At 73.1% G+C, this 12,688-nt stretch carries 11 protein-coding genes; 5 read left to right on the top strand and 6 right to left on the bottom strand.

Annotation, left to right across the window (positions count from 1 at the left end; genetic code table 11):
• Window positions 1–223: 223 nt before the first annotated feature.
• Window positions 224–790 carry a GNAT family N-acetyltransferase gene (locus OG892_RS33640; protein WP_371631059.1) on the bottom strand — a complete coding sequence of 189 codons (567 nt, stop codon included), beginning with the start codon at window positions 788–790 and terminating at the stop codon, window positions 224–226.
• A 144-nt stretch (window positions 791–934) separates the two neighbouring features.
• Here OG892_RS33640 and OG892_RS33635 point away from each other — a divergent pair, with 144 nt between their 5' ends.
• The 3 genes from OG892_RS33635 (at window position 935) to argB (ending at window position 3,384) form a co-directional block, all read left to right on the top strand.
• The gene (locus tag OG892_RS33635) at window positions 935–1,654 is read left to right on the top strand and encodes a DUF2470 domain-containing protein (protein ID WP_371631058.1); all 720 of its coding nucleotides are present in this window, start codon (window positions 935–937) and stop codon (window positions 1,652–1,654) included.
• Between the two features lie 121 nt (window positions 1,655–1,775).
• Entirely contained in the window at window positions 1,776–2,432 is a 657-nt protein-coding gene (locus OG892_RS33630) for an isochorismatase family protein (RefSeq protein WP_371631057.1), read from the top strand.
• Window positions 2,433–2,613: 181 nt separating this feature from the next.
• Complete coding sequence (argB, locus tag OG892_RS33625) at window positions 2,614–3,384, top strand: acetylglutamate kinase (RefSeq protein ID WP_371631732.1); 771 nt, start codon at window positions 2,614–2,616, stop codon at window positions 3,382–3,384.
• An 87-nt stretch (window positions 3,385–3,471) separates the two neighbouring features.
• On the opposite strand, the gene OG892_RS33620 is transcribed toward argB, so the two are convergent.
• From OG892_RS33620 to OG892_RS33605, 4 genes are all read right to left on the bottom strand, one after another.
• Window positions 3,472–4,011 (bottom strand): GNAT family N-acetyltransferase, encoded by a 540-nt coding sequence (locus tag OG892_RS33620; RefSeq protein ID WP_371631056.1) that lies wholly within the window; start codon window positions 4,009–4,011, stop codon window positions 3,472–3,474.
• A gap of 148 nt (window positions 4,012–4,159) precedes the next feature.
• Window positions 4,160–5,047, bottom strand: coding sequence for an ABC transporter ATP-binding protein (locus tag OG892_RS33615; RefSeq protein ID WP_371631055.1), 888 nt, complete (start codon window positions 5,045–5,047; stop codon window positions 4,160–4,162).
• A 125-nt stretch (window positions 5,048–5,172) separates the two neighbouring features.
• Window positions 5,173–6,273 carry an iron chelate uptake ABC transporter family permease subunit gene (locus tag OG892_RS33610; RefSeq protein ID WP_328864752.1) on the bottom strand — a complete coding sequence of 367 codons (1,101 nt, stop codon included), beginning with the start codon at window positions 6,271–6,273 and terminating at the stop codon, window positions 5,173–5,175.
• A complete protein-coding gene (locus tag OG892_RS33605) occupies window positions 6,270–7,337 on the bottom strand; it encodes an iron ABC transporter permease (RefSeq protein WP_079193377.1) in 1,068 nt (355 codons plus the stop codon). Before OG892_RS33605 ends, OG892_RS33610 begins: the two co-directional genes overlap by 4 nt.
• 258 nt (window positions 7,338–7,595) lie before the next feature.
• On the opposite strand from OG892_RS33605, the gene OG892_RS33600 reads away from it, so the two are divergent.
• A complete protein-coding gene (locus OG892_RS33600; RefSeq protein WP_073735175.1) occupies window positions 7,596–9,293 on the top strand; it encodes an ABC transporter ATP-binding protein in 1,698 nt (565 codons plus the stop codon).
• A complete protein-coding gene (locus OG892_RS33595; protein WP_371631054.1) occupies window positions 9,290–11,173 on the top strand; it encodes an ABC transporter ATP-binding protein in 1,884 nt (627 codons plus the stop codon). Before OG892_RS33600 ends, OG892_RS33595 begins: the two co-directional genes overlap by 4 nt.
• A gap of 67 nt (window positions 11,174–11,240) precedes the next feature.
• On the opposite strand, the gene OG892_RS33590 is transcribed toward OG892_RS33595, so the two are convergent.
• Window positions 11,241–12,473, bottom strand: a complete 1,233-nt coding sequence (locus tag OG892_RS33590; protein ID WP_073735173.1) for a hypothetical protein — start codon at window positions 12,471–12,473, stop codon at window positions 11,241–11,243.
• Between the last annotated feature and the right edge of the window lie 215 nt (window positions 12,474–12,688).

The raw sequence follows: 12,688 nt of genomic DNA, 5'->3' as shown, positions 1-12,688 counted from the left end.
TCTGTACCAGTGCACGTCCGCGCGCCCACCCCGTCCGGCTTGGGCGGACATGACTCAGGTGTCCATGCCGTCACTCACGGCGATGCGGCGCATGGTGCCGCGCGAACAAGAGTCAAAGGCGGCAGGCCCGATCCGGGGCCGCGAGCGTCGGCCTCATGACGCCGGAACCGTAGCGCCCCAGGTACCCCGCAACCGTCGCACCCCAGGCGCCTCGCAGCCTGGATCAGGCCGGGGAGCCGGCCTGCCGCACATGCAGATGGCCGGGCCGGGGGAAGGACGGCGGCTGGGCCGGAAGGATCTGGCGGAACTCGTAGCGGGCCTTCTCCGCGACCCGGCACGAGGCCGGATTGTCCACCTGATGGAGCAGGTTGATGCTCTCCAGGCCGTCGGCCGCGAAGGTCTCGAAGGTCCAGCGGGTGACGGCCTCCAGAGCGCGGGGGGCCACCCCGCGGCCTCGGGCGTGCGCCGCCGTCCAGTAGCCGGCCTCCGCGGGCCCCTGGCCGGAAATGCCCCTCTTGATGACCACGCTGCCCGCCAACCGGCCCTCGCGGGAGCCCGGGTGATCCTCAATCACGGCGAAGGCGAGCCGCTCCCCGGTGACCCAGCCGCGCCCCTGGAGCTCCAGCCACGCCCGTAGGTCCTCGGCGCTCTCCATGGGGCCGCTCGCCCCTCGGCGCAACGCGGGGTCCCGGAACGCCTTGCCCAGCGGCCCGATGTCCGCCTCACCCCAGGGGCGCAGCAGGAGCGCGGGGGCGGACGGCGTGGCGTCCACCCGCAAGGTGATGTTCATCGAGACCCTCCCTGGACGGTTCACCCGATCGTCCCTCATCCGGCGAACGGTAGTGCGGAGGGGTGCGGAGGCAGCACCCGTCCGCACGACCCACAAAATAAGGTTAGGCTTACCTAACTTGAATCCGTCTCACCGGGAGTCCCCTTGAACACCGATGCCGACGCAGACACCGTTCCGGCCGGGCCGACCGACGCGGAGCAGGTCCGCACCGTGCTGTCCCGCGCGACCTCGCTCTCCCTCACCACGACCGCGCAGGCGTACGACCTGATCGGGCTCCACTCGGTCAGCGCCGCCGGTCAGGTCACTCTCCACCCCGGCCCCGACAGCCCATTGGCGCGGGAGGCCGCCGACGCCCCCATGGGCAGCCTCGCCGTCCTGCTGCAGTTCACCGACATCGCCCCCACCCCGCTGCGCGACCGGGTCCGCGCGAGGGTGACGGTGTCCGGCTGGCTGGCACCGGAGACCGACGGGGCGCTCCGGCTCGATTCGGCGCGGGTCTCGCTGCGGACCCCGGCGGGCGCGACGGACGTCGGGCTGGACGAGATCGCACTCGCCGAACCCGACCCGCTGGCGGTGGAGGAGGCCGCCATGCTGACCCATCTGACCGACTCGCACGAGGAGTTGATGGCCGATCTGCTCGGGCTCGCGGGCTCCGGGCTGCCGCGCGGCATGATCCGCTCACTCCCCCTCGCACTGGACCGGCACGGCATCACCCTGCGCTGCGAGTACGAATCCGGCCACTGCGACCTCCAGTTGCTCTTCCCGGCGCTCGCTCGCGACGCCACTGATGCCGGTGAGCAGATCCGACGCCTCCTCACCGCGCCCCGGAGCTGCGCGCACCAGCAGCACCACTCCCACCCCTGACCCCTCCCGCCACAAGAAACTTAGGTTAGGCTTCACTAAGTCGCAGTGCATCCTCGCGCCACGGCCGGATCGCCGGATCGTCAACGGCCGGATCGCCGGATCATCAGGGGAGGGGCCGGTCATGGGCCTGCCAGTCATCGAGTCCTACGACATGCCCGACGGTACGGCCCTCCCCCGCTCCTGGCCCTCCTGGACGATCGTCCCCGGCCGCGCCGCACTGCTCGTCCACGACATGCAGAACCACTTCGTCCAGGCGTTCCCGCCGGGCCGGTCCCCGGTCGTCCAACTGGTCGAGAACATCGCCGCGTTGCGGGAACTCGCCGGAACGCTCGGCATCCCGGTCGTCTTCAGCGCCGAACCCGCGGCCCAGTCGCCGGGCAGGCGGGGGCTCGTCGCGGACGTCTGGGGTCCGGGCGTCGGTGACGGACCCGGCGACTCCTCGATCATCGAGGCCCTGACGCCCCGGCCGGGCGAGCACGTGCTGCCCAATGTGCGCCCCAACGCCTTTCTGCACAGCCACCTCGGCCGGCTGCTGCGCTCGACGGGGCGCGATCAGCTGATCGTGTGCGGCGTGCACGCCCACCTGGGAGTGCTACTGACCGCCGCGGACGCCTTCATGAACGACATCCAGCCCTTTGTCGTCGCCGACGCCGTGGCCGACTTCACCGCGGAGGAGCACGCGATGGCGCTGCGCTGGGCGGCTCGCAGCGCGGTCGTCCGCACGACGGACGGCCTGCTGCGCGATCTGCTGCTCGGCCGGGTCCACCACGACGTGTGACGGCGCCCCACCTCAGGAGAGACGGAAGAAGATGACCGTACGGGTCGCGCCGGCCGGAGCCGGCAGCCATGAGCAGTCACCGCAGCACAGGAGACGGACACTGCCGGAGCCCCGGTCCGGCCCGGCCCTGCCCACGGAGACCCGGGGCCGCGTGGTGGTGGTCAAGTTCGGCGGCAACGCCATGGTCGACGGATCGCTCCAGGAGATGTTCGCGCGCGATGTCGTGGAGCTGTGGCACTCCGGCCTGCTACCGGTGGTGGTCCACGGCGGTGGCCCGCAGATCAGCGCGATGCTCGACCGCCTCGGCCTGGAGGTCCGCTTCGAGTCGGGTCTGCGGGTGACCACGGAGGAGACCCTCGACGTGGTGCGGATGGTGCTCACCGGTCGGGTCCAGCGGGAACTGGTCGGCGCGATCAACGCACACGGCCCGTTCGCCGTGGGGCTGTCGGGCGAGGACGCCCACACCATGACGGCCGTGCGCCGGTCCGGCCGGGTGAACGGGGCGCCCGTGGACATCGGCCTGGTCGGCGACATCGTGAACGTGGCCCCGGACACCGTCCGTTCACTGCTGGAGCTGGGCCGCATCCCGGTGGTGTCACCCCTCGCGCGCGGCACGGAGGGGGAGGTCTACAACGTCAACGCCGATCTCGCGGCCTCGGCCCTCGCGGTCGCCCTCGGCGCCGAGCGGCTGGTGATGCTGACCGATGTCGAAGGGCTGTACGGGGACTGGCCGCGCAGCACGGAGGTCATCGAGCGCCTGACGGCTGCCGAGCTGGCCGGGCTGCTTCCGGGGCTGGCGAGCGGGATGCTCCCGAAGATGGAGGGCTGCCTGCGGGCGGTCCGGGCCGGGGTGGGGCGGGCGCAGGTGCTGGATGGCCGGGTCCCGCACGCCGTGCTGCGCGGCGTACTCGACGAGCGGAGCCCCGGGACGACGATCCTCCCGGACGCGTGAGGCATGAGGCATGACGCTGAGACGTGATGTGTGACGCGTGAGGCATGAGCGGTGGCGTGCCCCGGAGTCCGGGGCACGCCACCGTCGTCACAGCGCGCGGGCCAGAACGCGCGCGCCCCGCCGGGGATCCAGCGTGCGCGCCCAGGCGCGCGGGGCGAGACCCGGCGGGACCGGCGCGAATCCGTGCCGGAGGAAGAGCCGCCCGCTGCCGGTCGTCGCGGTGAACAGGGCCGCCAGCGGCTGGGCCCGCGCCCCGGCGAGTGCCGCGCCCAGCAGCCGGGCGCCCAGGCCGCTGCCCTGCCGCTGCCGGGCGACACAGAAGTTGTAGAGGACGCCCGCACCCTCGGCCGTCGTGCCGGGTTCCGCGTCGGGATGGGCCCGCAGCGCGAGGCAGCCGTGCAGGGCGCCGCCGGGCTCCTCCGCCACCAGGAAGTCTGCCGCTCGGGCGGCGTAGACGTCGAAGGGCCGGCGGCGCAGCGCCCCCGAGCGGACGAACGGCTCGGAGAGTGCGACGAGGGCGGCGGCGTCCCCGGAGTGAGCCCGGCGCACCCGGAGGATGTCAGGGAGGAGGGGTGCGTCCGGGGTGTGCGTCGACGCGACTGAGGGGCGCGGTGTGGCCGTGATCAAGGCGTTCCTTCCTCGGGTTCCACCGTGCGCGAGGAGCGGCCGGATCGCCGCGTACCCCCGGTGAACCATTAAGAGTTAGGTTAGCCTTACCTAACCTCAATGACCAAGTCGGCACTCCGGAGGCGGTGTTACTCCCTCTCCGTATCGCTCAACGCACACGCCCGCCGGTCTCGGCCATCACGGGGCCGCCGGACTCCGCACCGGCCGGCGCGTCCTCGGGCACGTGTCGCCGGGGCGCGGCCGGCACCATCAGGGGCGTGCCGGTCTCCGGGTCGGAGATGATCCGGCAGGGCAGCCCGAACACGTCCTCGACGAGTTCGGCGGTCATCACGGTGGCGGGATCGCCCTCGGCCGCGATCGTGCCGCCGGGCCGCATGACGATGAGGTGGGTGGCGTAACGGCAGGCCTGGTTGAGGTCGTGCAGCACCGCCACGACGGTGTGTCCCTTGCGGGCGTGCAGGTCGGCGCAGAGGTCGAGCACCTCGACCTGGTGGGCGATGTCGAGGAAGGTGGTGGGCTCGTCCAGGAGCAGGATCGAGGTCTGCTGAGCCAGCACCATGGAGAGCCAGACCCGCTGCCGCTGACCGCCGGAGAGGTCGTCGACCGGGCGGTCGGCGAGATCCAGCACACCGGTCTGCCGCATGGCGTCCAGCACGGCCGTCTCGTCGTCGGCGGACCACTGCTTCAGCATGCCCTGGTGCGGGTACCGGCCCCGCGCCACCAGGTCCCCCACGGTGATGCCGCCGGGCGCGGTCGAGGACTGCGGGAGCAGGCCCAGCCGCCGGGCGACCTCGCGCGAGCGGTACGTGGCGATGCCCGCGCCGTCCAGATAGACCTGCCCGGAACGGGGTTTGAGCATCCGGGCGAGCGCCTTGAGGAGCGTGGACTTCCCGCAGGCGTTCGGCCCGATGATCACCGTGAAGGAGCGGTCGGGAATCTCGACGCCGAGCGAACTGACCACGGTCCGCTGCTCGTAGGAGAGCGTCAGGTCCTCGGCCCGCAGTCGTGCGGCGGGCGCCGGGTGCGTCCCGTTCATGTGAGTCCCCTCCGCCGTCGCGGAGTCCGCGTCCGGGCCGGTCGAATCGGACGTACGGGCCGGGCCGGTCGTGCGTGACGTGCCCGTCGTACGCGTTGTACCCGTCGTGAGTGTCGTCTTTCGGGTCATGCGCGGCTCTTTCGCGACTCGGTGATCAGCAGCCAGATGAGGTACAGCCCGCCGATGGTCCCCGTCGCCGTGCCCACCGGGAGCAGCGAGGGGGCGAACAGGCGTTGCGCCAGCAGGTCACTGGCGGCGAGCAGCAGGGCGCCCATGAGCGCGGCGGGGACCAGGGCGGGGCCCGAGGCCCGGGTCAGTCGGCGGGCGAGCTGGGGCGCGGCCAGCGCGATGAACCAGATGGGCCCGGTGACCGCCGTGGCGAAGGCGGCGAGCGCGACGCTGATGACGAGCAGCAGCGCACGGGTACGGGCCACGTCGACGCCGAGCGCCATGGCAGTGACGTCGCCCATCTCCACCATGGAGAGCCGGCGGGCGAGGAAGAACGCGGGCGGGAGCAGGACGAGGACGGCGATGCCGATGGTGTTGGCCTGCTGCCAGCCCCGGTTGGTCAGACTGCCGATCAGCCAGGCCTGCGCCTCCAGCGCCTCCTGCCAGGTCGCCCGGGTGATCAGGTAGGAGTTGACGGCGAGCAGCAGCGCGCTGACCCCGATACCGACGACGACCAGCCGGAAGCCCTGAAGTCCCCTGCCCAGCATGAGGAGGTACATCGCGGCGGCGGTGGCGAGGCCGCCGATCAGCGCGCCCACCGCGATCTGGGTCATGCTGCCGTGCAGCACGATGATGACGAGGAGCGCCCCGACGGCCGAGCCGTTGGTGAAGCCGATGATGTCCGGGCTGCCGAGGGAGTTGCCGGTCAGGCTCTGCAGGATGGCCCCGCTGACCGCGAGGGCCGCTCCCACGCACATCGCGGTGAGCAGGCGCGGCATGCGCAGGGTGTTGACGATGAAGTCGGCGCCGCCGGAGCCGTGGCCCAGTACGGCCCGCAGGACCTCACCGACGGAGAGTTCGAAGTCGCCGGTGGTGAGGGTGACGAGCGCGACCGCGACGAGCGCGACGAGCATCACGGCCGTCACCACCAGGACGCGCCCCTGGACCCGTACGGACAGCCCGCCGGGCCGGGTGCGCAGGACCAGTCCGCTGACGACCCGTGGCCGCTCGGTCCCCGTAGCGGCCCCGGCGGGGCTCTTCTCCCGTACGGCGCTCACAGCATGACCAGCTTTCGACGGCGGCACAGGGCGATGAACAGCGGTGCCCCGAGGAACGCGGTGATGATCCCCACCTGGACCTCGCCCGGCGACCCGAGCACCCGCCCGAGGACGTCCGCGCCGATCAGCAGGACCGGGGCGAGCAGCATCGAGTACGTCAGCACCCAGCGCTGGTCGGGGCCGACGACGAACCGGGCGACGTGCGGCACCGCGAGGCCGACGAAGCCGATCGGTCCGGCGGCGGCGGTGGCGGCGCCGCACAGCAGCATGACGGCGACGGCGCCCAGCACCCGGGTGCGGCCGACGTTCAGGCCGAGGGCGCGGCCGAGCTGGTCGCCCATGGCGAGGGCGTTGAGCGAGGGGGCGAGACCGAGGGCGATCAGGAGGCCCACCGCGATGAACGGCAGGATGACGTAGATGACGTCGTAGTACCGGCCGGACAGCGAACCCACCGTCCAGAAGCGGTACTGGTCGAAGGCGCGCGGATTGAGCAGCAGCACCGCCGAGTTGAAGGCGTACAGCACCGCGGTCATCGCCGCCCCGGCCACGACGAGCCGGTCGGGTGTGGCCAGGGTGCGGCCCGACGAGCCCAGGAGGTACACGGCGACGGAGGCGACGGCCGCGCCGATGAAGGCGAACCACACGTAGCCGAGGACCGAGCCCACCCCGAGGAAGGCGATGGCCACGACGACCCCGGCGGAGGCGCCCAGGCTGATGCCGAGGATCCCCGGGTCGGCGAGCGGGTTGCGGGTGAGGGCCTGCATCAGCGCGCCGGACAGGCCGAGCGCCATGCCCACGAGCAGCCCCAGGAGCGTTCTGGGGATGCGGTAGTCATGGATGATGATCGAGGTCTCGGAGCCGTCCGGGTGCCAGAGCGCGCTCCAGGTGGCGGTGAACGGGATGCCCCGGGTGCCCACCCACACGCTGAGCAGTCCGACCAGGACGAGGGCGGCCAGCGCCGCGACCAGCCCCAGGGCCCGCAGGGTGTTCGCGGTCCGGGCGGGCGGCGCGGCTTCGGGTACGACGGCCCGGTCCTCGGGAGCCGTCCGGGTTTCGACCGACAACGACAACTCCCCCTGACGGCGGTTCGGGTGCACCGCGAGCGATAGGGCGCCGGAACATGACGCAAGACCCGGATGGAACTTAGGTGAGGCTAACCGAACAGCGTCGGATGGTCAACGCGCGCCCCCCGCAGGCGAAATGGCGTCCACCGCCGTGACCGGGGACATTGCGGGCGGCGTACCACTGCGGCCACCCATTTAGAGTAGCCTTACCTAACTTTTAGCCTTACCCACATTCCCAGACTCTTCGCGGAGGCCCGCATGCCAGCTGGAGGACCGACCGGGGGGCACGTCCTCCGCAGGGCGATCAGGGGGCAGCGGCGGCGCGTCGTCACCGCCTCGCTGCTCGGCACGGTGCACCAGGGCTGTGAGGCCCTGGTGCCCGTCGTCATCGGCGCGGCCATCGACACGGCGGTGGCCACCGGCTCCTCCCAGTCGCTGCTGCGCTGGCTCCTGGTGCTCGCGGGGCTGTTCCTGGTGCTTTCGAACTGCTACCGGACCAGCGCCCGGCTCGCCGAGGGGGCGGGGGAACGCGCCGCGCACCGGCTCCGGATGGAGCTCGGCGCCCGGGTGCTCGACCCGCGCGGCGGCGCCGACGCGAACCGGCTGCCCGGCGCGCTCACCAGCATCGCCACCAACGACGCCCGCCGGGTGGGTTCGGTGGCGACGGTCCTGGCGTACGGGGTCGCGGCGACCTCGGCGCTGGTGATCAGCGCGGTGGCCCTGCTCAGGATCTCCGTCCCGCTCGGACTCCTCGTCCTGCTGGGCATCCCGCCACTGCTGTGGCTGGGACACCGCATCAGCCGGCCGCTCGAACGCCGCAGCGAGACCGAACAGGAACGGGCCGCGCACGCCTCCGGCGTCGCCGCCGACCTGGTCGCCGGGCTCCGGGTCCTCAAGGGCATGGGCGCCGAGTCGGCCGCCGTCGCCCGCTACCGCACCACCAGCCAGGACTCGCTCGCCGCCGCGCTGCGGGCGGCCCGCAGCCGGGCCGGCCACGAGGGCGCCGTCCTCTCCCTCACGGGCGTCTTCATCGCGGTCATCGGCATCGTGGGCGCCTACCTCGCCATGCGCGGCAGCATCAGCATCGGTGACCTGGTGGCGGCGGTGGGCCTGGCCCAGTTCCTCCTCGGCCCGTTCCAGCTGCTCACCTACGTCAACGCCGAGTTCGCCCAGGGCCGCGCCTCCGCCCGCCGGATCGCCGAGGTGCTGGACTCGCCCGCGGCCGTCGAGGGCGGCGAGACCGCGGTGCCCGACGACGCGGCGGGACAGCTGCGCCTCAGCGGGGTCCGGCTCGGCTCGCTGCGCGGGATCGATCTGGACATCCGGCCCGGCGAGCTGATCGGAGTGGTCACCGATGATCCGGCCGCCGCGGCCGATCTGCTGCTCTGCCTGGCCAGGGAGCGGGACCCGGCCGACGGGCTGATCGAGCTCGACGGCGTACCGCTGACCGAACTCGCCCCTGACGCGCTGCGGCGCGCCGTCCTGGTCGCCCACCACGACGCCGACCTGTTCGAGACCAGCCTGCTGGACAACGTACGGGCGGGAGCCCGCGACGACGCGGCCACGGTCGAAGAGGCCCTCGCCGCCTCGGCGGCGGACGAGGTCGCCCGGCTGCTGCCCGACGGCGGCGACACCGTACTCGCCGAACGCGGCCGGTCCCTCTCCGGCGGCCAGCGGCAGCGCGTCGCACTCGCCAGGGCGCTGGCCGCCGACAGCCCCGTACTGGTGCTGCACGATCCGACCACCGCCGTGGACACCGTCACCGAGTCCCGGATCGCCGCCCGGCTGCGGGAGGTCCGCGACGGGCGCACCACCGTGCTGATCACCACCAGCCCGGCCCTCCTCGCGGTCACCGACCGGGTCGTCGTGCTCGACGGGGGCACCGTCGGCGCGACCGGCCACCACACCGAACTCGTCGCGGGTGACGAGCGGTACCGGGCGGCGGTGCTCGCATGACGTCCACGTACGAGGGAAGCGCGGAAGAGACGGACACCCGCGCCGGGAACGCCCGCACAGGAGAAGCCCGCACAGGGACAGAGGGGGAAACGGTCATGAGCACACCCGGCGCGGACCGCGCGCTGCTGCCGACCGCGAGCGGTGCGGAGAGCCTCGCGGCACTGCGCACCATGCTGCGCGGCCACCGGCGGCTGACCGCGGCCGCCGTCACGGTGCTGGTCGCCGGGACCTCGATCGGCCTGCTGACCGCTCCCCTGCTCGGCCACATCGTGGACCTGGTGGTGGAGCGGCGGGGTTCGCGGGCGCTGACGGTGCCACTGGTGCTACTCATCGTCGTGGCGCTGGTGCGCGGCGCCGCCGCCGCGGTCGGCTCCACGCTCGTGGCCCGGCTCGGCGAGACCGTACTCGCCGCCGTGCGCGAGCAGTTCATCGAACGGGCGCTGCGGCTGCCGCTGGAGCGCGTCGAGGCGGCCGGTTCGGGAGATCTGGTCTCCCGGGTCACCAGCGATGTCTCCATGATCGCGAAGTCGGTGCGCCAGGCGCTGCCCGAGTTCACCCGCTCAGCCCTCACCATCGTCCTGACGTTCGTCGGACTCGCCGTGCTGGACTGGCGGTTCCTGGTGGCGGCGCTGCTGGCGATGCCGGTACAGGTGCTGTCGGTGCGCTGGTACCTGCGCCGGGCGGCTCCGGTGTACGCCGAGCACCGCGTCGCGACCGGTGCGCTCCAGCACCAGTTGCTCGACAGTGTCGGCGGGGTGCGCACCGTTCGGGCCTTCCGGCTGAACCGTGCGCACACGGAGCTGCTGGAGCAGCGGTCCGCGTCGGCGCGGGACCTCGCGCTGGGCGGAATCCACATCGTCACCGGCTTCTTCTCCCGGCTGAACCTGGCCGAGTACATCGGTCTGGCCGCCGTGCTCGGCGCGGGCTTCGTGCTGGTGGACAGCGGTTCGGTGAGCATCGGTACGGCCACCGCCGCCGCGCTCTACTTCCACAGCCTCTTCAACCCGGTCAACGCCACGCTGTTCCTCATCGACGACGCCCAGTCCGCGGGTGCCAGCTTCGCCCGGCTGGTCGGGCTGTCCAAGCTGCCGGCCGAGCAGACCGCTCCGGGCGGCAGCGTTCCGGCGGACGGTTCGGTCGGCGTGAGCGCGGTCAGCTACGCGTACGGCACCGGGGCGCCCGTGCTGCGGAAGGTCGACCTGGAGGTGCGCAGCGGGGAGCGGGTGGCGCTGGTGGGCGCCAGCGGCGCGGGCAAGACGACGCTGGCCAAGGTCATCGCGGGCGTCCACGAACCGCACGGCGGGACCATCTCGCTGGGCGGGGTCGACGCGGCCGAGCTGGGCGCCGCCGGAGTACGCCGCGCGGTGACGCTGATCAGCCAGGAGGTGCACGTGTTCGCGGGCCCGCTGGCCGAGGACCTGCGCCTGGCCCGCCCCGAGGCCACGGAGGACGAGGTGCGCGCGGCGCTGGACCGGGTCGGCGCCCTGGAGTGGGCGCAGGCGCTGCCGGACGGCCTGGACACGGTCGTCGGCGAGGGCGGTCACCGGCTGACGGTGACCCAGGCGCAGCATCTCGCGCTGGCCCGGCTGGTCCTGGCGGACCCGCCGGTCGCGATCCTCGACGAGGCGACCGCCGACGCGGGCAGCGCGGGCGCGCGGGTCCTGGAGGAGGCGGCTTCGCGGGCGCTGGAAGGGCGTACGGGTCTGGTCGTCGCGCACCGGCTCCCCCAGGCGGCGACCGCCGACCGCGTCGTCGTCCTCGACGAGGGGCGGGTCGTGGAGACCGGCAGCCATGACGAACTCGTCGCGGCGGGCGGCCGGTACGCGGCGCTGTGGGAGGCGTGGTCCGACAGCCGCCGGGAGCCGGTGGACGTACGGTAGGCAGCCGCGCAGAGGACCCGGCGCGGCGCGCGGGGCGTACCGCGCGCCCCGCAGAGAGCTCACCTCATCAGGGTATGAACGCGATGTCGGGGTAGCGCGGGGACGGACCGGACAGCAGGCGGCCGCCCCTGCCGAGCAGGTGCAGGTCGAAGAACGCGCGCAGATAGGCGCGTTGGGCGGCGACGGCCCGGTCGGCGTCGATCGTTCCGATGGACCCGGTGAGTGCGGCGACCGCTTCCGGCGGCAGCGGGAGCGCCCTCTCCAGCTGCTGTGCCAGCGGGGACATGTCCGTATAGGTGTGGTGTGCTGAGTCGCGCAGACGCAGTTCGAGCCGCCAGCCGCGCAGATGCGACCAGAACGCCGCCCAGGACGGGTCGTTGTGGCGTCCGTGGGTGGCGTTGCCCATCAGCAGGAACGGGCGGTCGAGCCCGGTGTCCTGGACCGTCCCGTTGACGCTGCCGTCCAGATCGGCGCCGGCCAGGACGCGGCGGTCCCGCGCCATCGTCCCGGCGGCCGTGTCGCCGCCGATCGAGTGCCCGAACATGCCGGTCCTGGACAGGTCGAGGGAGCCGTGCAGGCGGTGGGGCAACCGGCGGCCGTCGGCGTCGGGGTTCCTTCCGGAGTTCAGCCGTTCCAGTTCGTCCAGGACGAACCGGGTGTCGTCCTGCCGGACCCGCAGCGCCTCCACCGGGTCCAGGTCCCGGCCCAGCTCCACCCGGCCGCCGGGGAACTCCACGATCGAGGCCTCGTGGGTGTGGTCGATGGTCACCACCAGGTATCCGTGGGAGGCGAGGTCCTCGACCAGTGCGGTGCCCATGGCGCGCATCGTGTGGAGGCCCGGGGAGAAGAGCACCACGGGATGGCCGTGGCGCCGTACCTCCACGGGGGCGTCCTGCCAGGCATGCGTCACCGGGAAGTCGACGTCGTCCATCGGTGTGCGCAGGTCCTGGGCGACCTGCCGCCGGTAGAGGGCTGTCGCCGCCGGCGGGAGCCAGGGTGCGCGGCGCCGGCCGTGGGTGTGCGACGCCGGGTACCACAGGCTGACCATGAGTTCGCGGGACGCGGCGGGTGAGACCCGGGGATCCCGGCGCGAACGGTCCACCAGACGCAGCGATGCGGTGCCGATCCGCCGCGTGCCGGTCGGCGCCGGCAGGGTGAGCCGCACCCGGCCGGAGCCGGGCCCCTCGGCCGGAGCGACGCCGGCCGTGCGCTCGGCCGCCCGCGCCGCCCCCGCGGTGGCGAGCACCACCCCCGCCGTCCCGGCCGCGGCCAGCACCGACCGACGCGATATGTCCCTCATCCGAATCCCTCACCTGCGCTCGACGACCGGTGGACCGTCCATCGAGGCTGGCACGCCCCGCGGCGACGGCGACAGGCCGGGAGCGCGAAGTCAGGGTAGGCACAGGGCCATCCCCGACCCGGCCTCCGGGCACGGCCGCAGCACCGGCCCCAGGAGCACCACGGCACACGGACGCCGCCGCCCCCGGTGAGGCGTTCTCACCGGGGGCGGCCGCT

The organism is Streptomyces sp. NBC_00341 (assembly GCF_041435055.1).
Lineage (GTDB): Bacteria > Actinomycetota > Actinomycetes > Streptomycetales > Streptomycetaceae > Streptomyces.
Note: the sequence above shows the minus strand (reverse complement) of the source record. Positions and strands in the feature narration are given on the sequence as shown.